21 protein-coding genes and 2 tRNA genes are annotated in these 24948 nt (G+C 70.4%); 13 read left to right on the forward strand and 10 right to left on the reverse strand.

Translation table 11 applies throughout. The annotated features are described in order from the left end of the window. Nucleotides 1–22: 22 nt before the first annotated feature. Nucleotides 23–634 (forward strand): bifunctional DNA primase/polymerase, encoded by a 612-nt coding sequence (locus ACIQWG_RS35675; RefSeq protein ID WP_404103583.1) that lies wholly within the window; start codon nucleotides 23–25, stop codon nucleotides 632–634. Then, nucleotides 625–698, forward strand: a tRNA-Lys gene (locus ACIQWG_RS35680). Before ACIQWG_RS35675 ends, ACIQWG_RS35680 begins: the two co-directional genes overlap by 10 nt. Nucleotides 699–770: 72 nt before the next feature. Here ACIQWG_RS35680 and ACIQWG_RS35685 read toward each other — a convergent pair. Then, on the reverse strand, nucleotides 771–2339 hold the full coding sequence (locus ACIQWG_RS35685) for a M6 family metalloprotease domain-containing protein (RefSeq protein ID WP_404103586.1): 1569 nt from the start codon (nucleotides 2337–2339) through the stop codon (nucleotides 771–773). A 308-nt stretch (nucleotides 2340–2647) separates the two neighbouring features. Between ACIQWG_RS35685 and ACIQWG_RS35690 the strand changes: the two genes are divergently transcribed. Beyond that, entirely contained in the window at nucleotides 2648–4510 is a 1863-nt protein-coding gene (locus tag ACIQWG_RS35690; protein WP_404103589.1) for a putative bifunctional diguanylate cyclase/phosphodiesterase, read from the forward strand. 9 nt (nucleotides 4511–4519) lie between these two features. Here ACIQWG_RS35690 and ACIQWG_RS35695 read toward each other — a convergent pair whose 3' ends face one another. The 4 genes from ACIQWG_RS35695 to ACIQWG_RS35710 all read right to left on the reverse strand — a co-directional run bounded on the left by ACIQWG_RS35695 (nucleotide 4520) and on the right by ACIQWG_RS35710 (nucleotide 12448). Beyond that, nucleotides 4520–5608: an LLM class flavin-dependent oxidoreductase gene (locus tag ACIQWG_RS35695; protein WP_404103592.1), complete on the reverse strand. Its 1089-nt coding sequence runs from the start codon at nucleotides 5606–5608 to the stop codon at nucleotides 4520–4522. Nucleotides 5609–5669: 61 nt separating this feature from the next. Continuing rightward, nucleotides 5670–7160 (reverse strand): hypothetical protein, encoded by a 1491-nt coding sequence (locus ACIQWG_RS35700; protein ID WP_404103593.1) that lies wholly within the window; start codon nucleotides 7158–7160, stop codon nucleotides 5670–5672. A 100-nt stretch (nucleotides 7161–7260) separates the two neighbouring features. Then, nucleotides 7261–10974 (reverse strand): ACP S-malonyltransferase, encoded by a 3714-nt coding sequence (locus tag ACIQWG_RS35705; protein WP_404103596.1) that lies wholly within the window; start codon nucleotides 10972–10974, stop codon nucleotides 7261–7263. A gap of 265 nt (nucleotides 10975–11239) precedes the next feature. Beyond that, nucleotides 11240–12448 carry an MFS transporter gene (locus ACIQWG_RS35710; protein ID WP_404103600.1) on the reverse strand — a complete coding sequence of 403 codons (1209 nt, stop codon included), beginning with the start codon at nucleotides 12446–12448 and terminating at the stop codon, nucleotides 11240–11242. 262 nt (nucleotides 12449–12710) lie between these two features. Between ACIQWG_RS35710 and ACIQWG_RS35715 the strand changes: the two genes are divergently transcribed. After that, the gene (locus ACIQWG_RS35715) at nucleotides 12711–13085 is read left to right on the forward strand and encodes an ArsR/SmtB family transcription factor (RefSeq protein ID WP_404103603.1); all 375 of its coding nucleotides are present in this window, start codon (nucleotides 12711–12713) and stop codon (nucleotides 13083–13085) included. Between the two features lie 55 nt (nucleotides 13086–13140). On the opposite strand, the gene ACIQWG_RS35720 is transcribed toward ACIQWG_RS35715, so the two are convergent. Then, entirely contained in the window at nucleotides 13141–13791 is a 651-nt protein-coding gene (locus ACIQWG_RS35720) for a ScbR family autoregulator-binding transcription factor (RefSeq protein ID WP_404103606.1), read from the reverse strand. A 95-nt stretch (nucleotides 13792–13886) separates the two neighbouring features. Continuing rightward, a complete protein-coding gene (locus ACIQWG_RS35725; RefSeq protein ID WP_404103609.1) occupies nucleotides 13887–14564 on the reverse strand; it encodes a response regulator transcription factor in 678 nt (225 codons plus the stop codon). Between the two features lie 520 nt (nucleotides 14565–15084). Here ACIQWG_RS35725 and ACIQWG_RS35730 point away from each other — a divergent pair. Continuing rightward, entirely contained in the window at nucleotides 15085–15975 is an 891-nt protein-coding gene (locus tag ACIQWG_RS35730; RefSeq protein WP_404103612.1) for a ScbA/BarX family gamma-butyrolactone biosynthesis protein, read from the forward strand. 112 nt (nucleotides 15976–16087) lie between these two features. Here the strand turns inward: ACIQWG_RS35730 and ACIQWG_RS35735 are convergent, their stop codons facing one another. Together ACIQWG_RS35735 and ACIQWG_RS35740 are read right to left on the reverse strand one after the other, a co-directional pair. Further along, complete coding sequence (locus ACIQWG_RS35735; RefSeq protein WP_404103615.1) at nucleotides 16088–16819, reverse strand: decarboxylase; 732 nt, start codon at nucleotides 16817–16819, stop codon at nucleotides 16088–16090. A gap of 10 nt (nucleotides 16820–16829) precedes the next feature. Continuing rightward, a complete protein-coding gene (locus ACIQWG_RS35740) occupies nucleotides 16830–17639 on the reverse strand; it encodes a decarboxylase (RefSeq protein WP_404104129.1) in 810 nt (269 codons plus the stop codon). A gap of 206 nt (nucleotides 17640–17845) precedes the next feature. On the opposite strand from ACIQWG_RS35740, the gene ACIQWG_RS35745 reads away from it, so the two are divergent. Both ACIQWG_RS35745 and ACIQWG_RS35750 read left to right on the forward strand, forming a co-directional pair. Continuing rightward, nucleotides 17846–18805: a D-2-hydroxyacid dehydrogenase gene (locus tag ACIQWG_RS35745; RefSeq protein ID WP_404103618.1), complete on the forward strand. Its 960-nt coding sequence runs from the start codon at nucleotides 17846–17848 to the stop codon at nucleotides 18803–18805. Nucleotides 18806–18828: 23 nt separating this feature from the next. After that, complete coding sequence (locus ACIQWG_RS35750; RefSeq protein ID WP_404103622.1) at nucleotides 18829–20229, forward strand: amidase; 1401 nt, start codon at nucleotides 18829–18831, stop codon at nucleotides 20227–20229. On the opposite strand, the gene ACIQWG_RS35755 is transcribed toward ACIQWG_RS35750, so the two are convergent. Continuing rightward, nucleotides 20210–20704 (reverse strand): DUF3830 family protein, encoded by a 495-nt coding sequence (locus ACIQWG_RS35755; RefSeq protein WP_404103625.1) that lies wholly within the window; start codon nucleotides 20702–20704, stop codon nucleotides 20210–20212. The two genes, ACIQWG_RS35750 and ACIQWG_RS35755, sit on opposite strands and share 20 nt — an antisense overlap. Before the next feature lie 23 nt (nucleotides 20705–20727). Here ACIQWG_RS35755 and ehuB point away from each other — a divergent pair, with 23 nt between their 5' ends. From ehuB to ACIQWG_RS35785, 6 genes are all read left to right on the forward strand, one after another. Next, the gene (gene ehuB / locus ACIQWG_RS35760; protein ID WP_404103628.1) at nucleotides 20728–21657 is read left to right on the forward strand and encodes an ectoine/hydroxyectoine ABC transporter substrate-binding protein EhuB; all 930 of its coding nucleotides are present in this window, start codon (nucleotides 20728–20730) and stop codon (nucleotides 21655–21657) included. Next, the gene (gene ehuC, locus ACIQWG_RS35765; RefSeq protein WP_404103631.1) at nucleotides 21654–22373 is read left to right on the forward strand and encodes an ectoine/hydroxyectoine ABC transporter permease subunit EhuC; all 720 of its coding nucleotides are present in this window, start codon (nucleotides 21654–21656) and stop codon (nucleotides 22371–22373) included. The genes ehuB and ehuC overlap by 4 nt, the downstream gene beginning before the upstream one ends. After that, the gene (gene ehuD, locus ACIQWG_RS35770) at nucleotides 22373–23023 is read left to right on the forward strand and encodes an ectoine/hydroxyectoine ABC transporter permease subunit EhuD (protein ID WP_404103634.1); all 651 of its coding nucleotides are present in this window, start codon (nucleotides 22373–22375) and stop codon (nucleotides 23021–23023) included. Before ehuC ends, ehuD begins: the two co-directional genes overlap by 1 nt. A gap of 10 nt (nucleotides 23024–23033) precedes the next feature. Continuing rightward, entirely contained in the window at nucleotides 23034–23810 is a 777-nt protein-coding gene (gene ehuA, locus ACIQWG_RS35775) for an ectoine/hydroxyectoine ABC transporter ATP-binding protein EhuA (protein WP_404103637.1), read from the forward strand. A gap of 173 nt (nucleotides 23811–23983) precedes the next feature. Continuing rightward, the gene (locus tag ACIQWG_RS35780) at nucleotides 23984–24748 is read left to right on the forward strand and encodes an IclR family transcriptional regulator (protein ID WP_404103640.1); all 765 of its coding nucleotides are present in this window, start codon (nucleotides 23984–23986) and stop codon (nucleotides 24746–24748) included. A 100-nt stretch (nucleotides 24749–24848) separates the two neighbouring features. Next, nucleotides 24849–24922 (forward strand) — tRNA-Lys (locus tag ACIQWG_RS35785). Nucleotides 24923–24948 lie beyond the last annotated feature (26 nt).

The following is a 24948-nucleotide window of genomic DNA, read 5'->3' on the forward strand; positions in this document are numbered from 1 at the left end:
ACTCCCGGTAGATGTATCGGTCATGAGCAGCACACGGGACGACCTCTTCTCCGACCACCCCGACGCCCACCTCGGCGCCGTCGGCGTCACCCCCGACGGCGCCGCCTGGCTCGCCTCGGCAGGAACGTATCCGCGCAGCACGCTCACCCTTTGGGCGGAACGCCCGCAGGCTCCGGTGGTCCTGCCCTGCGGTTCCGCCTTCGACGTCGTCAGCGCCCCCGCGATCTTCGGCCGCCGGATGCTGGACCGGCTCTGGCACGAGGGCCCGGGATCGGGACCGGTGGCCGCCTTCCGCGGACGCATCCTGTTGTTCGCCGCGCCCGGCACGGCCCACCGGCTGCCCTCGCTGCTGCGCTGGGAGGAGTTCGGCCGCACGGACGGCATCCCGCCGCTCCTGTGCCACGGCACCGGCGACGCCGTCACCGTCCCGGCGCCGACGGACGTCGACGTGCCGTCCCCGACACCCGCCGGCTCCCGCTGGCTGGTCGCCCCGGACACCCGTAATCCCTGGTTACCGGGCCCCGAGGTACTGCTCTGGGCGGCCGTGCGGGCGGCTCGCGCTGCCGTTCGGATATCGATTTTTCCCCACCCCGAACAGGATGCTAAGGTCTACGACGTCAGCAGGCGCCGCTAGCTCAGTTGGTTAGAGCAGCTGACTCTTAATCAGCGGGTCCGGGGTTCGAGTCCCTGGCGGCGCACGCACAGTGAAAGGCCCCTCGCTCAGGCGAGGGGCCTTTCACATGCGTCGGGACCCGCGCGGAACCCGGTGCCTACAACCCCTCGATCCCGCCACCGACCGCCGTCGTGATCTTCACCGTCCACGCCCCCGAGGCCGTCCGCCCCTCCACCTCCACCCGGACCCCCTCACCCGGCACCGTGAAGCTCTCGCCCAGCCCGACCGGCGCGTCCGCGAGCGGTGGATACACGGACTCCTCCCAGCAGGCCTCACTGCGCGGATGGGCGTCGATCACCTCGACCGGCCCACCCCCGGACTCCGTCTCACTGCGCACCCGATACACCAGCACCCCCTGGCGGCAGGTGTCCGCGTCGTTGCCCACGGCGCCGCGCACCTCGAAGGCCAGCGCACTGTGCGGACCGGTACGCACGACGGCGAGCTTGATGCCGTTGCCCAGCCCGAACCCCGGCACGGCCGCCTCGGAGCCGCGCCCACCGTCCGAGCCGAAAGCGCCGCCCGAGCCGTAAGCGCCACCGGAAGCGGGGGCACCGTCCGAGCCCTGAGCGGGATCGGAGCCATGAGCAGGGTCGGGGCCAAGGCCGGGGTCGGAGCCGAGGTCGGAGTCGGAGCCAAGAGCAGAGTCCGGATCGTGGAAGTCGCGGGAGCCCGGCGCACCCGCCCCGGCCGCCCCGGCGCTCGCCCGCACCGAACCGCCCGGCCCCGCCGACAGCGGCTCCAGCGTCAGCCGAGCAGACCCGGTCCCCGTCCCCTGCACACACACCACCTGCCGCGGCTCCAGCCACCCCAGCTTCCACTTGTGCCAGCCGAACAGATCCGGTGCCATGCCGAACTGGCTGCCCATCAGATCCCAGTCGCCGACGAAGGTGTCCCAGTCGCCCTTGCCGTCCACCGGACGGTGGTACAGGTCCGGCAGATCGAAGACATGGCCGGTCTCGTGCGCGAGGACCAGCCGGTCGGGCGGATGGTTCTCGAACACGGTGACGACGCGCCGGATGTCCGTGCCGTCGGCACGCAGCGGGGCGTCCAGGTTGACCACCTTCGTGGCGTCCGAGTCGACGCCGGGCGCGTCGGGGTCGGCGACGAAGTAGACGATGTCGTAGCGGGAGAAGTCCACCTTCCGGTCGGCCACCGAGAGCGCGTCACGGAGGTAGGCGGCCCGGTCGGCGACCCGCCAGTCGCGCTGTATGGCGTACGCCGTCGACGGGCGCGGCATGCGCAGCCAGTGGCGCAGGGGGTGCGGGCGGAGGGTGAATCTGCCGTAGGAGGCACGTTCGAAGAACTGGGTCGTGGCCGGGAAGTGGTCGGCCGTCAGTTCGGCCGGGGTCGTCCGGGGGGCGGAGTCCGGGAAGGACAGGAACACCATGACCGCGTCGAGCTTGCGGGTCGGGCGCGGATAGGCGGCGTTCCAGGTGTCCAGGCCCTCGGAGTGATGGGCGTCGGTGCGTTCGAGGGCGCAGGGGCCCGAGTCGAACGGTTCGGCGACCGAGGGGCCCACGATCAGGGAGGTCGCAGCCAGCGCCGACATCGTGGTGAACAAGGCGGCGGTGCTGCGCAGTCGTGGCCGGTCCCGCAGCAGGCCCAGCCCACGGAACAGGGGGAACTGACGCGGCACGTCGACCTCCGGGTGCGGTTCGCGGGACACCGCACCCAGCCTCTGTCGGATTGTCGTACTACGTCCTGTTCTGCTGCACCGGACGGGTGAGTGACCCGGTGCCCCACCAGAACCGACACCCCCGATTCGCTCACGGAACGTCACAAGTGGTCATGGGCCCGAAGAAGCCGCCCATGTGCGAGCAGAAACGATCTGTCAGAAGCGCGCGTCGTGTGGGAACACTGAACAGTAGGTGGAAGGGCTCGGGAGCAGCCTCTATGATCGGCACACTTTCCTGACACTTTCCTGCACGGACGCGGCCCGGAGCCCATCCCCCATCCACCCGGCCGGCCATTCCGATGAGACCCATCCGAAGATCGAGTGCACTGCGGGAGCGAGCGGTGAGCGGAACGTCCGAAGGGCCGACGCCCGCGGCAGACCTCATCGGGCCAGCCGTCACAGAGAGTAACCAATCGCCGTCGCCCGGTTCAGGGGCGCCGCCCTACTCGTCCGCCTTCCGTGCCGCGCCCCTGGCGATGGCCGTGGTGGACCGCCAGGGCCTGGTGGCCGGCGCCAACCCCACCTTCGCCGACCTGCTCGGTACGACGCCCGCGGAGCTGACCGGGTCCGTCGCCGCCGACCTGGTGGACCTCGCGTCCGACGCGCGCACCTGGCACACGTACCGCGAGGTGCTGCGCGGCCGGCAGGCCGAACTGCGCTGCACCCGCCGCCTCAAGCACCCGGAGGGCCATTCCCTGTGGGTGCAGGTCACCATCGCGCCGCTGCCCGGCGAGGAGGCCGACGGCCTGCTCCTCTCCATGGCCGACATCAGCGTCCATCGCGAACTCCAGGCACGGTTGCGGCACTTGCAGATGCACGACCCGGTGACCCGGCTGCCCAACCGCACCCTGTTCTTCGAGCGCCTGTCGACCGCGCTGGAGGTGGAGTCGTACGAGGAGAGCGGCACCACCGGCCGAATCGGCCTGTGCTATCTGGACCTTGACGGCTTCAAGGCGATCAACGACACGCTCGGCCACCGGGTCGGCGACAAGCTGCTCGCCGCCGTGGCCGAACGGCTCACCGCCTGCGCGGAACAGGCGGGGTTCGCCCGGTCGAGCCCGCCGCTGGTGGCCCGGCTCGGCGGCGACGAGTTCGCGCTGCTGATCGAGGACTCGACGGGCACCGAGCAACTGGCCGACCTCGCCGAGTCGGTGCTCGAAGCGCTGCGCGCCCCCTTCGACATCTCCGGCCGGCGTCTGTCGCTGTCGGCCTCGATCGGCGTCGTCGAACGCCATGCCGCCGGCACCACACCGACCGCCCTGATGCAGGCCGCCGACACCACGCTGTACTGGGCGAAGGCCGATGGCAAGGACCGCTGGACGCTGTTCGACCCCGAGCGCAACGCCAACCTCATCACCCGGCAGGCGCTGGCCGCCACGCTCCGCCCGGCCATCGAGCGCGGTGAGTTCGCCCTGGAGTACCAGCCGTTGGTGGGGATGGAGGACGGCCGGCTGAGCGGTGTCGAGGCGCTGGTGCGCTGGAATCATCCTCAGTTCGGCGTACTGGCGCCGAATCGGTTCATCGGACTGGCCGAGGAGGACGGCTCGATCGTGCCGCTCGGCCGCTGGATCCTGGCGACCGCCTGCCGCCAGGCATGCGCCTGGCAGACGGCACACCCCGACGAACCGCCGATCTTCGTGAGCGTGAACGTGGCCGTGCGCCAGGTCTGGGACTCCGACCTGGTGGCGGACGTGGCCCGGATCCTCGATGAGACCCGACTCGACCCGCAGCTGCTCCAGTTGGAGCTGACCGAGTCGGCGGTGATGGGCTCGGGGGGCCGGCCGCTCCAGGATCTCCAGGCACTCAGCGACATGGGCGTACGCATCGCCATCGACGACTTCGGCACGGGCTACTCGAATCTGGCCTATCTGAGCCGGCTGCCGGTCTCGGTGCTGAAGCTGGACGGTTCGTTCGTACGGGGCTTCCAGTACGAGACCGAGAACAGCGCGGCCGTGCCGCCGAACCCGGCCGACGAGGTCGTGGTCGAGGCCATGATCCAACTCGCCCACCGGCTGGGCCTCACGGTCACGGCGGAGTGCGTGGAGACGCTGGCGCAGGCCTCGCGGCTACGCCGGATCGGCTGCGACACCGGCCAGGGGTGGCTGTACTCCCGGCCGGTGCCGCCGGACCGCATCTCCGAGCTGCTCGGGGTCCGGGTCTGACCGCCGCGCTCAGACGGTCGGCAACCCGTAGGCGTCCGCGATGAGTTCGAACGAGCGCAGACGTACCTCCATGCCGGGTGCGTTGCTCGTGATCATCAACTCGTCCGCCCCCGTGCGCTTCTGGAGGTCGTCGAGGCCGGCCCGGACCTCGTCCGGCGTGCCGTGGACGACGTCGGCGAGCCAGGAGTCGGCGAACTCACGCTCCAGCGCGCTGAACTCGTAGGCCTCGGTCTCCTCGGGAGTGGGGATCAGGCCGGGGCGGCCGGTACGCAGACGGATCATGCTGAGGGCGCCGGACAGCACCTGGCGGCGGGCCTCCTTCTCCTCGTCGGTGGCGAGGGCGGAGACGCCGATGAGGGCGTAGGGCCGGTCGAGGACGGCGGACGGCCGGAAGGACTCCCGGTACAGGTCCAGGGCCGGGACGGTGTTCCGGGCCGAGAAGTGGTGGGCGAAGGCGAACGGCAGGCCGAGCATGCCGGCCAGCCGGGCGCTGAAGCCGGAGGAGCCGAGCAGCCAGATCGGCGGGCGGTGCGGGGACTGGACGCCGCCCGGCGTGGTCGCCTGGATCGGGCCGGGGATGGCGTGGATACGGCGGTAGGGGTGGCCGTCGGGGAAGTCGTCGTCCAGGAAGCGGGTGAGCTCGGCGAGCTGCTCGGGGAAGTCGTCGGCGCCCTCGTTCAGGTGATCGGTGCGGCGCAGGGCGGCCGCCGTGGCGCCGTCCGTGCCGGGGGCGCGGCCCAGGCCCAGGTCGATACGGCCCGGTGCCATCGCCTCCAGGGTGCCGAACTGCTCCGCGATGACCAGCGGGGCGTGGTTCGGCAGCATCACACCGCCGGAGCCGAGCCGGACCCGTTCCGTGTGGGCGGCGAGGTGGGCGAGGATCACGGCCGGGGAGGAGGACGCGACACCGGGCATGGAGTGGTGCTCGGCGACCCAGTAGCGGTGGAAGCCGCGGGACTCCGCCAGACGCGCCAGCTTGACGCTGGTGCGCAGAGCGTCGGTGGCGGTGCGGCCGGAGCTGACCATGACCAGGTCGAGCACGGAGAGCGGGACGGGGGCGCTGCCCTGGGCCTCGGCTCGGATCTCGTCTGCCGCCACTGGTGCCTCCTGATGCGTACGTCGTGCGGTCCGGGAAGGTCTAACAGGAGATGGCCTCCGTTTATTCCCGGGCCCGGTTCCCGGACGCCGCCGCGAAGGTCGCCTCCCGGAACAGCGGTGTCTCGCCCCGCCCGGCCCCGCGCAGCCGCAGGGCGTAGCCGACCAGGGCGTGGTTCAGCATGTACAGCCGGTGTTCCGCGCGCCCGCCCGGGGAGAGCCGGTCGACGACCCACTCGACGGGTGTGGCACCGGCGTAGGCGTCCCGGGGCTCGAAGAGCAGGTGCGCCGCGCCGATCTCGCCCAGCGCGTTGAGCGTGTAGGCGAACGGGTAGGGCCGGTTGACGCGGTCGTCGTCGGTGCGGTCCAGGTCGGGGAAGCCGTCCACCAGCCGCTCCAGCATCTTGGTGCCGACCAGGTCCATCCGGCCGGTCAGCATGGACGTCTGGATGACGTAGGCGTACGCGATCCCGTTCAGGAAGTAGTTCGCGCCGGGGTCGATGTGCACCCACTGGCCCACGATGTCCTCGACGAAGGCGTTCAGGTCGGGCACCTGGTCCTCCAGGCGGCCGAGGTTGTGCAGGGCCATCAGGTAGTAGAGGCCCATGTGGGTGCGCTCGACCGGCGTGATGCGGGACATCAGCTCCTTCGCCTCGGCCAGCCGGTCCCGGCCGTGGGTCAGGTACTCCTCGGCCCGGCCGGTCAGGGCGACGGCGTTGAGCATGGTCAGCAGCGGGTAGATCCGGACGAAGCTCTCGGACATGGGCTGCGGGAACGCCGGGGGAAGGTTCAGCTCGTCCGCCCGGTCGAGGTAGGACAGGACCTCCTTGACATGGTCCCGGCCCTCACCGGCGATGAACCGCCCGTGGCCGAGCAGCGAGATCACCGACAGCAGCATGGAGCCGCCGCGCCCGCGGAAGAACGGCGCCGGGATCTTCTCCAGCAGCCCGAGCGCCTCCCGGACGTGGTTGCGCCGCCCGATCACCAGCCGGTCCCCCAGGCCGAGTTGGCCGAGGGCGAGGAAGACGGCCGAGTAGGCGGACAGCTTCTCGTAGTGGCCGTGGCGTCCGGCGTTCTCGTCCTTGATCCGGTCCGGCTCGATGGTGTCGGCGACGGCCAGGGTCTCCGCGGCGAGGTCGGTCTCCGAGTTGACCAGCAGGGACCGGTCCAGGCGCAGCTTGGCGAAGGCGTCCATCAGGATGCAGCCGGCCATGACCCGGAAGTACGGGTTCGTCTCGGCCCGTACGGCGTCCAGGACCGGCGCGAGGTCACGTTCGAGGTCGGGGCGGCGCAGGTCACGGCTCGGGTCGGAGACGTGCAGGGCGAAGTCGGCCAGGAGGTGGGAGAAGCGGGTGTAGGCGTCGTCGACGCCCTTGGCGGCGAGCAGGCCGAAGGTGTGCCGGATGCGGGCGGCGGCCTGGGCGTCGTAGGCGACGGGGTACTGGCCCAGACCGGTGCCGCGGACCATGCGGCTCCACGGGGTGGCGATGACACGGGTCTCGTGGGAGAGGTGGTGCAGGCCGTCCACCGGGACCGGGAACGCGGCGGAAGTCATACGGGTCTCCTTGCAGAGGAGTCGGGGCTGCGAGGTGGGGGCGGTCGCCGGGCCGCCGGGGGAGGTGTCTGCCCGGCGACCGCCGTCGGGGGGTGGGGTCTCAGCCGTTCAGGTGCGGCAGCGGCGGTACCGGGAGGCCGAGGAACTCGGTCCTGGTGCCCTCCAGCATCTCCAGGGCCCAGTTGAGCCACTTGATGCCCTCGCAGTAGATGGCGACGGGGCGGCGCTGCGTCTGGTAGGTGTCCACGAGGGTGCCGTCCAGCTCCTTCTGGAAGTGGAAGGGCGGCATGGCGGTGAAGTGCTGGCCCATCATGAACACGAACCGGACCAGCCAGTACGGGTCGTCCCGCAGATAGGGCGAGTTCGGGTCGTCCAGCCCCAGCGCGGCCGTCATCACGCCGGCGAAGTGGTCCTCCATGCCGCGCGGCGCCTCGGTGTCGACGGTGCCGCCGTTCGCGACCACGTCCCGCACCCGGTACGCCTTCTGGTACGGGTTGCCCGGCAGGAACGCGATGTCGACGCTCGGGCCGCGCCCCTCGCCGGTCTCGACGTTGAGCGTGAACTGCTCGAAGTGGATCTCGTCGTAGTGGCCGATGGAGTTGTGCCAGGGCTTGTTGTCGTACATCGCGTCGTCACGGGTGTCCTTGCCCTCGCTCTTGAAGCCGATGGCCCGCGGGTCGAGGAACTTGATCCCCAGCGCCTCGGGCGTGATGGCCGCGAGAGCCGCGTCGACGTCCTCCCGCGGCGCCCCTGACTCGATCAGCCGCTGGGCGTGCCGGAGCGGCTCGGTGTCGCTGATCTTGATGTTCTCGGTGTTGGTGTCGCCCATGACGAGCGAGTGGTGGGCCGGTTCGAGGATCCCGGCGAACTCGGGCGTCCCACGGAACCGCTTCAGCAGGGGCCCGTGGTTGAGGTAGGAGACGCCGTTGACGACGATGCGCTCGGTGTCGAGGAGGTCCGCGTGGAACGTCCCCGGCGCGGTGCGCCGGCACAGCTCCAGACGGTCCTCGATCTTCCGGAAGTAGGAGATGTCGAGCGTCTCGCCCGGCGCCGGCACCTTGCCGACGCTGTGCACCTCGTCGTTCAGCACCCGGATGATCTGTTCGTAGAGCCGGGCGACCACGGCGGGCGGCGGGGTGTGCTTCTCGACGTACCGGCTGACCTCCTCGCCCGCGACGTAGCTCATCTCGTAGATGACCTCCCGGTCGACGGCCCGCTCGCCCCGCCGCGGCCCGGCCGGGACCGGGACCTCCCGCTCGAGCACGGTGAAGACCTCCGGGAAGTAGCCGCGCACCGGCTCCGGCAGGGCCTGAAGGAACTCGGCCTGCTTACGGGCCTTGGCGAAGGGCGGCAGCATCACGCCGTCACCCTCGGGGTTCCAGCGCGCGGTCGTCAGCGCCTCGCTGAGGATCTTGCGGACCGTGACATGCTCCTCGCCCTCCTTGCGCACGAAGACGGTCATCGACTCGCTGCCGCCCTGCCCGAAGCTGACGATCGTCTCGTCGATGCCGATGTAGGCGTGCACGGTGCTGGAGAGCACCCGGCGGCTGCGGGCGTTGGCCAGGACGCGCTCGTTCTCCTCGGTCAGGGCGAGGACACAGGCGTACTCGAACGCGTCCAGGGCGGGGTTGACCCGCTTCTTCCAGGCCTCGGCCGGCTCCGTGACGGCGACGACACGGGTGGCGTACGACCCGGTGTCGACGTCGGTCTCGGCAGGCTCCGAACCGAGGGCGACGAGCTGGCAGTTGCCGCCCAGATGGATCCGCCGCACCCCCGTGTCGAGGGCGCCGTCGCGGAGCACCGCGCGGGTGGCGTCGGCCAGGTCCTTGCGGGACTGGATCGGCACCCCCTCGGGCGAGACGAGGGGGATGCCGGCGCCGGCGAGGCCGCCCAGGATCCGCTCCAGGGTGTCGTCCGGGACGTGCGTGGCGCTCAGGGTGACGGCGTCGGCCAGCGGGATCGCCCCGGAGACGGCCAGTGCGGCCAGCCAGCCCGGTGCGTCGGCGCCCTCCAGGTAGTGGTCGCTCTGCGCGAACAGGGCCGGCCGGTGCTGGGCGAGGGTGTGGAACAGCAGGTACTCGTGGACGATCCGGTGTCCGGCCGGGGGGATGCCGCCGTCCAGGTGCAGCGCTTCGAGCATCCGGTCGTGGATCTCGTACGCCGTCGGCTGGTGGTCGAGCAGCATCCGGGTCCGGCGGGTCACCACCTGGGTGTCGAGGTCGGCCGGTCCGCCGAAGTGGAAGACGACCACCTCGGGGGCGGTGGTGTGGATGGTGCGCGGGCCGGCCTCGCCGGTGCGGTCCAGCACGGTGAGTTCCACGTAGGCCTTGCCGAGCATCGTCGAGTCGCCGGCCGTGATCCGCTTCTTCAGCCGGGCGCGGGTGACGAGTTCGCCCCGGTCCAGGGCGATGTGCTCGCGGTGCGCGCGCGTGTGCTGGAAGATCTCCAGCAGCCGGTGGAAGGTGGGTGAGCCCTCCCGGTCCGGGCGCAGCATCTCCGCGGTGATGACCCGTCCGAGGGTGCGCGAGAAGTAGTCGTCGCAGAAGTCGCTGCCGGCGGCGAGGCGGAACAGCTCGCGCAGCAGGTGGTGGTCGTCGCGGGTCAGCTCCTCCCCCGTGGTGTACAGCTCCTCCAGCCGGGACATCAGGGCGCCGACCACGTTGACGGCACGCAGGATCGTGGCGGTGTCCTCGTGGCTCGCGGTGTACGCCATGGCGGGCGCGGCGACATCGTTGTCCCGTAGGAGCTGGACCGACTTGGCGCCGAGCCCCAGCTCCAGCACCATGTCGACGTCGAGGTCGTTCAGGGTCTCGCAGGTGTCCCGGGAGGCCATGACCTGGTCCGTCATGGCCAGCACGCCCTCACGCACGGCCGACGCCGTGGTCAGCAGGGACATGTCGTGGTTGGACACCAGCGGGACGCGGGGCTCGTGGAAGCGGATCCGCTGGGTGCCGATGAACCGCTCCAGGGCCTCACGGGCGGGACGCATCCGCGCGGAGTGGGCGAGGAAGACGGTCGGTTCCTTCAGCTCCCAGGTGGTGGCGTCCGGGGCGGCGGCGACGAACGCGTCGAACGCGGCCCTGGCTCCGGCACGGACGTAGAGGTTCGCCTGGGTGGGCGCGTACGTCTTGTGCAGTTCCACGTCCGTGAGCGGGAACGTCTCGCGCAGCGCGCCCAGCAGTGCGGCGAGGCCCTCCGCGCTCGGCGTCCTCAGGGCGAGCACGTGGTACGGCTCCCCCACCAGGGGTGTGTCCCGGACCGAGTCGTCGAGGTAGGAGGCGATGTCCCGGGCGAAGGCCTCGTCGGTGCTGCGGGCCCCCGCGGCCTGGAGCATCAGCGGCGTGAACGCCTGGGCGATCCGCACGCCGTCGTGCACGGAGAGGGAACCGCCGGCCACCGCGGCCGTGAGGATGCCGAAGCTCTCGCCCGTGTAGGCGACGAGGCCGACCGGGACGCCGTTGCGGACGAGCCGGTCACGCAGGTGGGCGTCGAGGGCGAGGCTGTGCACCAGCAGGGCCGCGCCGATGAAGCCCTGCCGCTCCAGCTTGCCCTCCGGGAGGCTCTCCGGGTCCAGCAGCAGCAGGTCGGGACGGGCGGGGAAGCCGAGGGCGCGGGCGGCCTCGTGGTAGATGCCGGTGATCTCGGGGTTGCCCGAGTCCAGCAGGGCCCGGCCGAGGCCGCGGTAGAAGGCGCGGCTGCCGAGGCCGGGGAAGAACCCGGCCACGCGTATGCGGTCCTTGGTGCTGAGGACGTCGTCGAGTGGGCCGAACCGGCCGGCGGCGGGCGAAAGGACATCGGAAAGAGAGCGGGACACGGGCATCGCCTCTCGGGTTTTCTGGGCGGTATCGTCGCGCGCTCACCTTTGGGCGCACAGAAATTCTTTCCGACCCCCCAGACCCGGTTCAACCCGTTCCAATGCAGGATTCTTCAAGCCCATACAGGGAAGCGCAAAGCAACCTCAGAGAATCTCAAACATGCAGCTCAAGACCATGTAGGTTCCATTTCTGGCACACAGAAAAAGCAGGACCGAAGGCCGCCATGGCCTTCGGTCCTGCTTTTCCTGACTCTTTCCGCGGAGTTTACTGAGCGCCGACCTCAACCGTTTCCGAACGGCGGGTCACACCCGTGGCGGAATTCTTTTCGACGGCCTTTCCGCCGCCGAGGGAACCCGCCGTCACCACGACGAGTCCGGCGAGGGCGAGCCCCGCGCCGACCCACAGCGGGGAGACGAAGCCGTACCCGGCCGCGAGGGCCAGACCGCCGAGCCAGGCGCCGAGCGCGTTGCCGACGTTGAAGGCGGCGATGTTGGCGCCGGAGGCCATGGTGGGCGCGTCGTCGGCGTACTGCATGGTGCGCACCTGGAGGCCGGGCGCGGTGGCGAGGCCGATGGTGCCCATCAGCAGCAGCATGATCAGCGTCGCGACCTTGCTCTCCGCCGTGAGGGCGAAGACACCCATGACGACGGTGAGGACGGCCATGATGCCGATCAGGGAGGAGTTGAGCGCCTTGTCGGCGGCCTTGCCACCGACGAAGTTGCCGATGAACGTGCCGGCCCCGAACAGCACCAGCAGCCACGGCACGGTGCTGGTGGCGAAGCCGCTGACCTCGGTGAGGGTGAAGGCGATGTAGGTGTAGCCGCCGATGACGCCGCCGAAGGCGAGGACGCTGAGCGCGATGGAGACCCAGACCTGGCCCCGGCGGAAGACGGCGAGTTCGGCGCGCAGGTCGGTGCGGGCGGCCGCCGTGGTCTGCGGCACCAGGAGCTGGATGCCGACCAGGGCGACGACGCCGATGACGGTGATGGCCCAGAAGGTGGCGCGCCAGCCGAACTGCTGGCCGACGAAGGTGCCCAGCGGTACACCGAGCACGTTGGCGGCGGTCAGACCGCCGAACATGAGCGCGATGGCGCCGGCCTTCTTGTTCTCGGCGACCATGTCGGAGGCGACGACCGCCCCGACGCTGAAGAAGGCTCCGTGGCACAGGGCCGCGACGACCCGGCCGACCATCAGCAGTTCGTAGGTGGTGGCGACGGCGGAGATCAGGTTGCCCGCGATGAACAGTGTCATCAGGCCGACCAGGACCTTCTTGCGGTCGAAGCGGGTGATCGCCGCGGTCAGCCCGAGGGCGCCGATGGCGACGCTCAGCGCGTACCCGGAGACCAGATACCCGGCAACCGATTCGGAGACGTCGAAGTCGCCTGCCACCTCCGGCAGCAGCCCTACGATCCCGAACTCCGTGAGGCCGATACCGAAGCCCCCCAGTGCCAGGGCGATGAGCCCGATAGGCATGTGAAAACCCTCCGTTGCAGTGGCATGCGGTCCGGGACCGCGCCGTGCGTGACGCTGACGTATCGAAGTATCGCAGAACTTCGATACGTCGTGTCAAGTGGAGTCGGGCTCAAGGGAGTTGGATCCGGGCACCCCGGAAGGGTCCGCCCGTGCCGGCAACCGTGCGCTGACCTGGGGAAATGATCGGGAGCTTACGACGTCGTAACGTATCGACTATCCTCGATACATCCACAGTCGGCTCCGCGTCAGCACCGGAAGGCCCATGACGAAACACGACACGCCTGAGACAGGCGACCTCGCGCCCCTGCTCGAAGCCCTCAAGGCGCTCGCCAACCCTGTGCGGCTGCAAGTCCTTCAGTGGCTGCGGGAACCGGAAGAGCACTTCCCGGTCAACCCGGCCGTCACCGACCCGCGCGCGGTCGGCGTCTGCGTCAGTCACATCCAGGCCAAGACCGGACTGGCACAGTCCACCGTCTCGGCCTACATGGCCGTACTCGAACGCGCGGGCCTCGTCCGGTCCACACGCGTCGGCAAGTGGACCCACTACCGGCGCGACGAGGAACGCATCGCCGCGCTCGTCGAGGACCTCGCTCGGGAGATCGGGGAGGTCCATCTCGCGGACCTCCTTCCCTCCTAGTCCGCTCCCGCTCCAGTACCGGGCCCGGATCACCGCCGTGATCCGGGCCCGGACGTCATTCCGAGCCCGTACCGCCGTCGTCGCCGGCCGGCTTCTCCGGCTCGGGCAGCGGGCTCGTGCGCAGGCGCGGCAGCATGCCCGGCGCGGCGAGCCCCGGCAGCACCAGCCGCCACAGCGCCGAGATCCGGGCCGGCAGATCCCGGCGGTTGCTGTAGGCCTGCGACATCACCTGGAGTCCGGTGAACGCGCCGACCACGGTCGCGGCCACCTCCGGCAGATCCGCCCCCGGCAGCAACTCGCCCTGTTTCTCGGCCTGGCGCAGCAGGTCCTCGACGACCGTGATCGACTGGTTGTACGGAGTCTGGGCTGAGGACGCGAAGGACGACTGTTCGACGGCCAGCCGCACGCTGGCCCGCAGCACCGCGTCGGTCTGGAGCCGGCGCGAGAACTCCAGGGTGAGGTCGATGACCGCCTGGAGCTTCACCGGCTGGTCGGGCACGACCAGGGCCTCGCCCTGCGCCTCCACCAGCGCCGCCGCGATCGCCTCCTTCGACGGGAAGTGGTGATACAGCGCGCCCCTGGTGAGACCGGCTCTGGCGAGGATCTCGTTGGTGCTCGCGGCGTCGTAGCCACGCTCGCCGAACACATCCGCGGCGGCCTCCAGGATCGAGCGTCTCGACCTGATGCCTCTCTCCTGCTGGGCCATCGCCGGGTCCTCGCATCTCCAGCTCGGAAACATACAAACCTGTCTGCATTGTATGCAGCCGAGCAACGGGCTGACCAGCCTGGTTCCGGCGCGGGTCAGACACGTCCGAGCCGAAAACCGACGCCGCGCACGTTCACGATCCAGCGACTGGACCCGAGCTTGCTCCGCAGGCTGCTGACATGGGTGTCTATGGTGCGGCCGCGCTGCGACCACTCGTCGTCCCACACCTGGCTCAGCAGCTGACGGCGGGACAGGGTGACGCCCGGCCGGGAGGCCAGCAGGTACAGCAGGTCGAACTCCTTGGGCGTGAGCTCCACCCGCCGCCCCTCCAGCAGGAGTTCACGGGCCTCGGCGTCCATCCGCAGCGGACCGTGGGTGATGACCCGGGCCGGCGGCCGGGGGCGGACCCGGCGCAGCACCGCCTCCATCCGGGCCAGCAGTTCCCTTAACCCGTACGGCTTGACGACATAGTCGTCCGAGCCCGCCTGGAGTCCGAGCACACAGTCGAGTTCGGCCGCCCGCCCGGTCACGGCGATGATCGGCACGTCCCCGGCCGCCCGCATCCGGCGGCACACCTCCAGTCCGTCCAGGTCGGGCAGGTCGAGGTCGAGCAGGACCAGGTCGGCATCGCCGTGGGCCCGCAACGCCTCGGCGCCGGTGGCCACTCCCCGCGCCCGATAGCCGTGCCGGCTCAGTTCCTGCACCAGGTTCTCGGCGGCCGGGAGGTCGCCCTCGACCACGAGAACCCGCAGCGCGCGCACCTCCCCGGACACCGGCCGATCCGACACCGGCCGATCCGCCCCGACGCGTGTTCTCGCCGAATCCATGACCTGCCGATCCATGTCACGTCCTCCCCCAGGCACATCACATCGAACTGTTGAGCGCTCGCCGAGGAAGGTACCAGGCAGGGTTGCCGGTTTGTCAACGCGGTCCGGACCGGTTCGACGGCCGGGAAGCCGACAGGTTGTCAACTCAACGACCCACCCAATCGACGGTGAAGTGCGGACATATCCTGGCACCCATCCCATCGGCCCACGTCGGCCCCCGTGTACACAGGCGAGTCAAGCCCTCGTAACCGTCCCGTAAACCAAACAAGTCAGCCGGTCTTTGAAGAGCTTTTACTTTGAAACCAATCCACCCTGTCTGTATGTTCGAGGGAACACGCGTTCATCGGAGACGGGGGGTCAGGGCGCGCGTCCACTCACCCCTGTCCGCGAACAGACAGGAGTGCCACGGATGTTGACCACCGTCCCAGCGCCCACGACCCTCCGTGCTCCCCTCGGGGTTCCGCGGTTGACCGCCACGGTCCCGCGCGAGTACGTCCATCGCGTGTCCGTGGCCGAGGTGTTCCTGACCGGCTGGGAGGCCGACGGCGAGGACTCCTTCGTGGTCCGCGCCCAGTGGCCGCGCAGCCACGCGCTCTTCACCCCGGTGGGCGGCCACCAGGACCCGCTGCTCCTGGCCGAGTCGATCCGACAGATCGGATCGCTGCTGGCGCACGCCGAGTACGGGGTGCCGTTCGGCCATCAGTTCCTGATGTGGGACATGTCGTTCACCGCCACCGCGGCGGCGTTCGAGGCCGACCTCGCGCCGACCGACATAGAGCTGCACACCAGGTGCCACGACATAGTCCGCCGGGGCGGAACCATCGCCGGCATGCGCTACGAGGTCTCCGTCCGGCGCGCCGGTCTGACCGTGGCGACCGGTGGCGCGAGCTTCAGCTGCACCAGCCCCGCGGCCCACCGACGGCTGCGCGGCGGCCGCCCCACGACCACCGGCCGGGCCCTCCCGGCGCCGGTCGACCCGGCCGAGGTGGGGCACACGAGCCCGGAGCACGTCGTGCTCGCCGCCGCAGCGGTCCCCGGCGAGGCGCGGTGGGAGCTGCGGGTCGACACCGGGCACGCGGTCTACTTCGACCATCCCGTGGACCACGTCCCCGGCATGGTGCTGATCGAGGCCGCCCGCCAGGCCGCCCGTGCCGCGACCGGGCGGCCCCGGGCTCTGCTGCTCGGGCTGGACGCCGAGTTCACGCGCTACGCCGAACTCGACGCACCCTGCTGGATCGAGGCCGACGTGGCGGACACGGGGGCGGCCGGGGAGCGGCGGGTGCGGGTGAGCGGCGTCCAGCGGGGCGAGCGGGTCTTCGGCGCCGAGCTGCTGTCCGTACCGGGCCCGGCCGTCTGAGCTGGGGTCCGGCCCGAGCCGCGGTCCGGCCCGGGCCACGCCGTCCGAGTCGCTGTCCGGCCCCGCGCCGGCCGCCCCGTCAGGCAGCCCCGCCGCGGCCCGGCGCCGTCCCTCAGACCTGGACCATGGGCTCCCGGGTGAACAGATCGCCCAGCGCCGCCGCGTTCACACGGCGGCCCGTCAGACGCAGCGCCTCCCACACGGTGACCTGGTTCGCCGTGAGGACCGGCTTGCCGAGTTCGGCCTCCAGGGCCGGGATGTGGGCGACGGTGTGCAGAGCCGTGTCCGGCAGCAGGACCGCCTCCGCCTCCGCCGTGTCCGCCTCCTTGGCCAGCGCGAAGAGCTCGGCCTCGCCCCACGTCCCGACCTCGGCCGCGGTGATGATCCCGGAGCCGCGCACCGAGAGCACCTCCGCGCCGCCCGCCCGCAGGAACTCGGCGAAGAGCGCCGCCACGTCGTCCGGGTAGGTCGCGCCGACCGCCAGCCGCCGTACGCCGAGTTCCCGTACGGCGTGCACGAAGGCGAAGGACGTCGAGGAGGCCGGCATGCCCGCGGCGACGGCGAGGGTGCGCACCTGCTCGTGGGCGCCCTCCCAGCCGTAGACGAAGCTGCCGGAGGTGCACGCCCACACCACCGCCTCGGCGCCCGTCAGGCGCAGCGCCTCCACGCCCGCCGCGAGCCGCTCGGCGGAGCCCATCCGCAGCAGCGCGTCGACCCGGTGCGCGTCCTCGCCGATGTCGGTGTGCACGAGGTCGATCCGGATGTCGCCGGCCAGCAGTTGCTCGATGCGCGGATAGTCGTCCTCGGCGGAGTGGCCAGGGTAGAGAAATCCGAGAGCGGTCATGTCACCCTTTCTACTGCTGTTCCTGCTCGGGAACATCCGGCACGTCCGGTAGCACGGGCCCACTCCTGGCCGCCGGGTCGATCCGGGCCGCCGGGTCGATCAGCGCCTGATAGGGCCCCACCGCGCGAGTACCCAGCCTGCCCAGCGCAGCCCACATGGTCACCTGGTTGGCCGAGAGAACCGGGATGCGCAGCTCTGCCTCCAGTTGGGGGATCACGTCGTAGGTCGGGAGGTTGGTGCAGCTGATGAACAGCGCGTCCGCCGCGCCCCGCACCGCCCTGCGCGCCATGTCGGCCACATCGCGGTAGGGCACCTTCCAGATGTGCCGGGTGAGTCCCATGAAGGCGCATCCCGTCACCGCTACCCCCGCCTCCGCGACGTACTCCTCCAGCGCCCGCGTCACCGACACCGTGTACGGCGTCACGAGCGCCACCCGCCGCACGCCGAGCTCGGTGAGCGCCTCCAGGAGCGCCCCCGAGGTGGTGACCGACGGCATGGCGCCCGCCCGGGTCATCGCCTCGCACATGGCCCGCTCGCCGGCGACACCGCCGACGAAACTGCCCGAGGTGCAGGCGTAGGCGACGACCTCGGGAGAGATCGCGGTGAGGGTGCGGACGCCGTCGCCCAGCGTCTCGTGCTCGCTGACCAGACGGGCCAGATCCAGGCTGACCTCGACCGGGACGAACGGCGTGCGGGTCAGATGCAGCGAGACCTCGTCCGGCACCCAGCGCCACAGCTCCCGGTCCAGCGCGAAGTCGAACGGGGCGACGACTCCGACACCGCGCTGCGGGCGGGGGCCGCCGAGGAAGGAGATGTCCATGGCGTCCATGGCAGGCACCGTCCTCACTACGAGATACGGGTGAGCAACGGACCGTGTGTACGCCCGTGTTGACGAAGGTAGGTTCGGGTGCGAGCGTGGTCAAACCTCGCATGTCAGACGGCTGTCCCCGGCAGTGGAACTCGGTCGGACGGCTCCCGTACACCCCCCGGAAGCGGCCCTCGCACACCCTGGAGAAGCGACCCCGAATGACCTCGCCCGGCTCCCCGCCCACGCTCCTCGTCCTCGACGCCGAACCCCTCCCCCGTCTCGGCCGCCTCACCGGTCGCGCCCGTGTCGAACACGCGGATCCGGCCACCCTCGCCGAGCGGCTGCCGCACGCCGACGTGCTCCTGGTCTGGGACTTCACCTCGCACGCCGTGCGCCACGCCTGGCCCGGCGAGGGACCGCGGCCGCGCTGGGTGCACACCGCGAGCGCGGGCGTGGACCATCTGATGTGCCCGGAGCTGACCGCGTCGGACACCGTGGTCACCAACGCGCGCGGGATCTTCGACCAGCCCATCGCCGAGTACGTCGCCGCGCTGGTGCTGGCGATGGCCAAGGACCTGCCGCGGACCCTGGACCTCCAGCGGTCCCGTCAGTGGCGGCACCGCGAGGGGCAGCGCGTGGCCGGCACGCGCGCGTGCGTGGTCGGGTCCGGCCCCATCGGCCGTACGATCGCCCGCTCGCTCAAGGCCCTCGACATCACCACCGCGCTGGTCGGCCGGGTCCCGCGGACCGGCATCCACGGCCCCGGCGACCTCGACCGGCTGATCGCCCGCGCCGACTGGGTGATCGCGGCCGCGCCGCTCACCGAGCAGACTCAGGGCATGTTCGACCTCCGCCGGTTCGGTGTGATGCAGCCGTCCGCCCGGTTCATCAACGTGGGGCGCGGGCAGCTGGTGGTGGAGGAGGCGCTGGCCGAGGCGCTCACCAAGCGGTGGATCGCGGGGGCGGCGCTCGACGTCTTCGAGCACGAACCGCTCGGCCCCGACAGCCCGTTGTGGGAGCTGCCGGGTCTGATCGTCTCCCCGCACATGAGCGGGGACACCATCGGCTGGCGCGATGAACTCGGTACCCAGTTCGTGGAGTTGTACGAGCGCTGGGCGGCGGGCAGGCCGCTGCTGAACGTGGTCGACAAGCAGCGTGGGTACGTACCCGGACGCTGATGTCTACGGCTGGAGGGCGACGCATGACGGATCTCACCGAACTGACCGCCGTACAACTCCTCGACGGCTACCGCAAAGGAGAGTTCAGCCCCGTCGACGCCACCCGCGCGACCCTGGAGCGTGCCGAACGGATCCAGCCGGAGGTCAACGCCTTCGTACGGCTCACCGCCGAGGCGGCCCTGGCGCAGGCCGCGGACTCGGCCGAGCGCTGGCGGCGCGGTGAGCCGGCCGGTCTGCTGGACGGCGTTCCGGTCACCGTGAAGGACATCCTGCTGATGCGCGGCGGGCCCACCCTGAAGGGCTCGAAGACCATTGCGGAGGCGGGCCGTTGGGACGAGGACGCCCCCTCCGTGGCCCGGCTGCGCGCGCACGGCGCCGTCTTCCTCGGCAAGACGACGACCCCCGAGTTCGGCTGGAAGGGCGTCACCGACTCGCCGCTGTCCGGCGTCACCCGCAACCCCGTCGACCCGACCCGCACCGCCGGCGGCTCCAGCGGCGGCGCGGCGGCGGCCGTGGCGCTCGGCGCGGGGCCGCTCGCCCTGGGCACCGACGGCGGCGGCAGTGTCCGTATCCCGGCGGCGTTCTGCGGCATCTTCGGCCTGAAACCGACGTACGGCCGGGTCCCGCTGTACCCCGCGAGCGCCTTCGGCACCCTGGCGCACGTCGGCCCCATGACCCGCGACGCGGCCGACGCGGCCCTGCTCCTGGACGTCATCGGCACCCCCGACTCCCGCGACTGGTCGGCGCTTCCGCAGGCACCGGCCTCGTTCCGGGCGGCCCTGCCGGGCGGGGTGCGCGGCCTGCGGGTCGCCTACTCACCCTCCTTCGGCGGCCAGGTGGCCGTGCGCCCGGCGGTCGCCTCAGCGGTACGGCGGGCGGTGGAACGGCTGGCGGGGCTGGGGGCGTACGTCGAGGAGACCGACCCCGACTTCACCGACCCGGTGGACGCCTTCCACACCCTGTGGTTCACCGGGGCGGCCCGGGTGACCCAGCATCTCGGGCCGCACCAGCGGGAGTTGCTCGACCCGGGCCTGAGGGAGATCTGCGGCACCGGGGCCCGAAGGAGCGCGCTGGACTATCTGGCCGCGGTGGACGTCCGGATGGAACTGGGCCGCCGCATGGGCCGCTTCCACGACACCTACGACCTCCTGGTCACCCCGGCCCTGCCGATCACGGCGTTCGAGGCGGGCGTCGAGGTGCCGAAGGGCTCGGGGCATCGCCGGTGGACGGGCTGGACGCCGTTCACCTACCCCTTCAACCTGACTCAGCAGCCGGCGGCCACCGTCCCCGTCGGCACGGACGGGGACGGACTGCCGGTGGGCCTCCAGATCGTGGCCGCCCGGCACCGGGACGAACTCGTCCTGCGGGCGGCCCACGCTCTCTACGAGGCCCGGATCGCCAGGCTCACACCCGCCGGAAGCTGAGCGTCTCGCCCAGCGCCCCCGACCGCCACAGGTCGTTGCAGGCCTCGGCCATCGCGTCGAGGCCCTCGGTCACCTGGCCCCAGACGATGCCCGGCACCCAGCCGACGTCGCCGTTGAGCAGCAGGTTGTTGCGCTCGTAGAACAGGGCCAGGTCGACGAGGGTGGTGCCGGGGCGGACCTCACGGTCGTAGCCGTAGGACTTGGTGCCCAACTCCGTTCCGGCGAAGGCGAAATAGCACAGATCTCCTGGAATGGGGGTAACTGTCGGGTTTTCCAGTGGCGGCTCCGTCTCCGCGAAGGGCGGGAAGAGGGCGTAGATCTCGTTACGGGCGTATTTGGCGTGGTAGACGTCGCCGGCCAGGGGCAGGGAGTCCCAGACGGCCGCGCAGGTCAGCGGGGCGCGATCGTCCAGGAGCTTGGCCGTGCAGTGGATTCCACGCTTGACCAGTGACACCTCGATGAACCGTTCAGTCATGCATTCCAGGGTGCATACATCGCATGGTCCCGGGTAGCCGCGCCGCCATGGCTCCACCTAATGGGAACGACAGAGACACACCTGGGACCACGCGCCGGTCGCTGCTCGCGGGGGTGGCGGCGCTCGGTGCGCTGGGGGCGGCCGGCTGCTCCCGGGTGGCCACGGCGTCGACGAAGGAAGGCGGCGAGCTGCTCGACCGGCTGAAGGCGGCGGGCGTCGTACGCCTCGGTATCGCGGGGGAGATCCCCTTCGGTTACATCGACAAGAACGGCGAGCTGACCGGTGAGGCACCGGAGCTGGCCCGGGTCATCTTCAAGCGGCTGGGCATCGACCGGGTGCAGCCCGTGCCGACCGAGTTCGGCTCGCTGATCCCGGGCCTGAACTCCCAGCAGTTCGACGTCGTCGCCGCCGGGATGTACGTCAACCCCGAGCGCTGCGAACAGGTCATCTTCTCCGACCCCGACTACCAGATGCTCGACTCGTTCATCGTGCGCAAGGGCAACCCCAAGGGCCTGCACAACTACAAGGACGTCGTCGAGAAGAAGGCCAAGTTCGCCACCGGGACCGGATACGCGGAGATCCAGTACGCCGTCGACGCGGGGTACAAGGAGAGCGACATCCTCATCGTGCCGGACCAGGTCGCGGGGCTGAACGCCGTCGAGGCGGGGCGCGTGGACGTCTTCGCCGGTACGGCGCTGACCACCCGGGAGGTCGTCAAGAAGTCGTCGAAGGCGGAGGCCACCAAGGCCTTCGCGCCGCTCGTCGAGGGCAAACCGCACGTCGACGGGGGCGCGTTCGCCTTCCGGCCGACGGAGACGAGCCTGCGGGACGCCTTCAACGTCGAGCTGCACAAGCTCAAGAAGAGCGGGGAGCTGTACCGCATCCTCAAGCCCTTCGGCTTCACGGAGGCGGAGATGACCGACCTCACCGCGAAGGAGCTGTGCGGCGGATGACCTCGGGACTGTGGGAACTCGTACTCAAAGGCATATGGGTCACCGTCCAGTTGCTGGTCCTGAGCGGACTGGTGGCCACGGCGGTCGCCTTCGGGGTCGGCATGGCCCGCACGCACCGGCTGTGGATCGTCCGCTTCCTCGCGGGCGTCTACACCGAGGTGTTCCGCGGGACCTCCGCCCTGATCATGATCTTCTGGGTGTTCTTCGTGCTGCCGGTCGCGTTCGGCTGGCAGTTGGTGCCGCTGTGGGCGGGCACGCTGGCGCTCGGGCTGACCTACGGCGCGTACGGCGCCGAGGTCGTGCGCGGCGCCCTCAACTCCGTGGACCCGGCACAGCGTGAGGGCGGCATCGCGCTCAGCTTCACGCCGTGGCAGCGGATGCGGCTGGTCCTGCTGCCGCAGGCGATACCGGAGATGATCCCCTCCTTCACCAACCTGCTGGTGGAACTACTCAAGGGCACCGCCCTGGTGTCCGTCATGGGCATGGGCGACCTGGCCTTCAGCGCCAACCTGGTCCGGCTGGCACTCCAGGAGAGCGCGGAGATCTACACGTATGTGCTGGTGATCTACTTCGTCATCGCCTTCCTGCTCACGCGAGGGATGCGGGGACTGGAACGCAAGCTCAAGGCCGGTGTCGGCAAGTCCGTCGGGCGCACGCCCGACCAGGAGCTGCACCGTCCTGAGACGACCGGCGTCGGCGCGGGAGGTGCCCTCTGATGACCTGGGACTGGGGCGCTGTCGCCGACTTCATGCCGCGTTTCTGGGACGGACTGCTGCTCACGCTGGAGATCCTGGCCCTCGGCTCGCTGATCTCCTTCGCGCTGGGCCTGGTCTGGGCCCTGCTGATGCGCACACCGAGCCGCTTCGTGCGCTGGCCGGTAGGGGCGGTCACGGAGTTCATCCGCAACACCCCGCTGCTGGTGCAGCTGTTCTTCCTCTTCTACGTGCTGCCCGAGTGGGGCATCACCGCGTCCGCGCTGACCACCGGCGTCTTCGCGATCGGGCTGCACTACTCGACGTACACGATGCAGGTCTACCGGGCCGGCATCGAGGCGGTGCCCGTCGGCCAGTGGGAGGCCGCGACGGCACTGAACCTGCCGGTGACCAGGACGTGGCGGGTGGTGATCCTCCCGCAGGCGATCCGCCGGGTCGTGCCCGCGCTCGGCAACTACGTCATCGCGATGCTCAAGGACACACCCATCCTGATGACGATCACGGTCATGGAGATGCTCGGCGAGGCGCGGCTGTTCGCGCAGGACACCTTCCAGTTCACCGAGCCCCTGACGGTCATCGGTGTGGCCTTCATCTTCATCGCCTACCCGGCCTCCCTTCTCGTACGAGCCCTGGAGCGACGCCTTGTCCGCTGACACCCCTCTGATGAAAGATCCCGACGCGAGCGCCAACCCGCCGGTGGACGGCAGCGAACTGATCCGCTTCGACCACGTCACCAAGCGCTTCGGGTCCAACACGGTCCTCGACGGCCTCGACTTCTCCGTCGAGTCCGGCAAGCACGTCACCCTGATCGGCCCGTCCGGCTCCGGCAAGACGACGATCCTGCGGCTGCTGATGACCCTGACCAAGCCCGACGAGGGCACGATCAGGGTCGCCGGGGAGCAGCTGTTCCCGGCTCCCGAGAAGCAGATCCGCGAGGTCCGCAAGAAGATCGGGATGGTGTTCCAGCAGTTCAACCTGTTCCCGAACATGACCGTGCTGCGCAACATCACCGAAGCCCCGGTCACCGTCCTCGGCATGAACAAGGACGAGGCGGAGTCCCGCGCGCGTGAGCTGCTGGACATGGTGGGCCTCGCCGACAAGTGCGACGCCCGCCCGACCCAGCTCTCCGGTGGCCAGCAGCAACGGGTGGCGATCGCACGCGCGCTGGCGATGCGTCCGCAGGTGCTGCTGCTCGACGAGGTGACCTCCGCGCTGGACCCGGAGCTGGTCGCGGGCGTCCTCGATCTGCTGCGGGACATCGCCCGCACCACGGACATCACGATGCTCTGTGTGACCCACGAGATGAATTTCGCCCGGGACATATCGGATCAGGTGCTGATGTTCGACTCGGGCCGGGTCATCGAGTCCGGGAGTCCGGAAAAAATCTTCAACGACCCCGAGAACGACCGCACTCGGGAGTTTCTCAGCGCTGTGCTGTGACTCCGTGCGGGGCTCATGACTTTGGCATATGCCAGAGTGCTACCACCGCAGTTGAGGGCGTCGTAATCTCGTCAACAACCGCTCACTACAAGCCTCTTGCCCGTTATCGTGAAGGAGACTGACTCACTCGAACCCGGTCCGATGAGAAGCGACGTGCGACCGCAGGGGGAACCGTGGCGACGCAGCACGAGTCGACGACGCCGTACCACTCGGTCCAGGACGCCCTGCGCGTCCTGGAGACCGTGGCGCGGCACAGCACCGGAGTCACCGACGCCGAGCTGTCCCGGCATACGGGCATCGGCCTGGCGCGCCTGACCGGCCTCCTGCGGATGCTGTGCCGCGAGGGGTACGTCGAGCAGGCCGCGGACGGGACGTATGTCACGGGCGACGCTCTTGCCCGCCTCGGTTCCGCGCAGGGCCGCGAGCAGGCCCTGCGCGACAACCTCCAGCACACCCTGGACCGGCTGCGGGACTCGGTCGGCGCCGCCGTCTACATCAGCCGGTACGTGGACGGCGAGATCAAGATCGACCAGTTCGCGGCCGGCCCGGCGACCCCGGTGGTCAACGAGTGGGTCGACTTCCGCTTCTCCGCGCACGCCACCGCGATCGGCAAGAGCCTGCTCGGTCAGCTCGACCACAACGGCCGGCGCGACCATCTCTCCCGGCACAAGATGGCCCGCCTCACCTCGCGCACGATCACCAGCGACAAGGTGCTGCTCTCCCGTCTGGAGTCCCAGCCGCCGACGGTCCCCCACCTCGACCTCCAGGAGTACGCGGTGGGCACGGTGTGCGCGGCCGTCCCGATCACCGCCGGCTCCTCGGTGGGCTGCCTGGCGCTGTCGCTCCCGGTGGAGCACGCCCACCGGCTGCGCCAGGCGGCGGACACCCTGAACCGGAACGCCGCGCCGGTGCTGCTGTCCCTGGCGATCCAGTCCTGACCGCCCGCCCGCGCGCGTGGTCGGAAGCACCCCCGCGGACCAGGTAGTATTTTCTTCGTCGCCAGCCGCGAGCCCAGTGAACGCGGCCGGCGCGAGTCATGCGCCGCTAGCTCAGTTGGTTAGAGCAGCTGACTCTTAATCAGCGGGTCCGGGGTTCGAGTCCCTGGCGGCGCACATATGAAGGGCCTCTCGTGGGAGCG

This window comes from Streptomyces sp. NPDC098781, from assembly GCF_044759995.1.
Lineage (GTDB): Bacteria > Actinomycetota > Actinomycetes > Streptomycetales > Streptomycetaceae > Streptomyces.

What these genes read in the sequence shown, in the direction of transcription:
- ACIQWG_RS35675 (WP_404103583.1), top strand. Translation starts at nt 23, where the DNA reads ATGAGCAGCACACGGGACGACCTCTTCTCCGACCACCCCGACGCCCAC.
- ACIQWG_RS35690 (WP_404103589.1), top strand. Translation starts at nt 2,648, where the DNA reads ATGAGACCCATCCGAAGATCGAGTGCACTGCGGGAGCGAGCGGTGAGC.
- ACIQWG_RS35700 (WP_404103593.1), bottom strand. Translation starts at nt 7,160, where the DNA reads ATGACTTCCGCCGCGTTCCCGGTCCCGGTGGACGGCCTGCACCACCTC.
- ACIQWG_RS35710 (WP_404103600.1), bottom strand. Translation starts at nt 12,448, where the DNA reads ATGCCTATCGGGCTCATCGCCCTGGCACTGGGGGGCTTCGGTATCGGC.
- ACIQWG_RS35715 (WP_404103603.1), top strand. Translation starts at nt 12,711, where the DNA reads ATGACGAAACACGACACGCCTGAGACAGGCGACCTCGCGCCCCTGCTC.
- ACIQWG_RS35720 (WP_404103606.1), bottom strand. Translation starts at nt 13,791, where the DNA reads ATGGCCCAGCAGGAGAGAGGCATCAGGTCGAGACGCTCGATCCTGGAG.
- ACIQWG_RS35735 (WP_404103615.1), bottom strand. Translation starts at nt 16,819, where the DNA reads ATGACCGCTCTCGGATTTCTCTACCCTGGCCACTCCGCCGAGGACGAC.
- ACIQWG_RS35740 (WP_404104129.1), bottom strand. Translation starts at nt 17,639, where the DNA reads ATGGACATCTCCTTCCTCGGCGGCCCCCGCCCGCAGCGCGGTGTCGGA.
- ACIQWG_RS35745 (WP_404103618.1), top strand. Translation starts at nt 17,846, where the DNA reads ATGACCTCGCCCGGCTCCCCGCCCACGCTCCTCGTCCTCGACGCCGAA.
- ACIQWG_RS35750 (WP_404103622.1), top strand. Translation starts at nt 18,829, where the DNA reads ATGACGGATCTCACCGAACTGACCGCCGTACAACTCCTCGACGGCTAC.
- ACIQWG_RS35755 (WP_404103625.1), bottom strand. Translation starts at nt 20,704, where the DNA reads ATGACTGAACGGTTCATCGAGGTGTCACTGGTCAAGCGTGGAATCCAC.
- ehuB (WP_404103628.1), top strand. Translation starts at nt 20,728, where the DNA reads ATGGTCCCGGGTAGCCGCGCCGCCATGGCTCCACCTAATGGGAACGAC.
- ehuC (WP_404103631.1), top strand. Translation starts at nt 21,654, where the DNA reads ATGACCTCGGGACTGTGGGAACTCGTACTCAAAGGCATATGGGTCACC.
- ehuD (WP_404103634.1), top strand. Translation starts at nt 22,373, where the DNA reads ATGACCTGGGACTGGGGCGCTGTCGCCGACTTCATGCCGCGTTTCTGG.
- ehuA (WP_404103637.1), top strand. Translation starts at nt 23,034, where the DNA reads ATGAAAGATCCCGACGCGAGCGCCAACCCGCCGGTGGACGGCAGCGAA.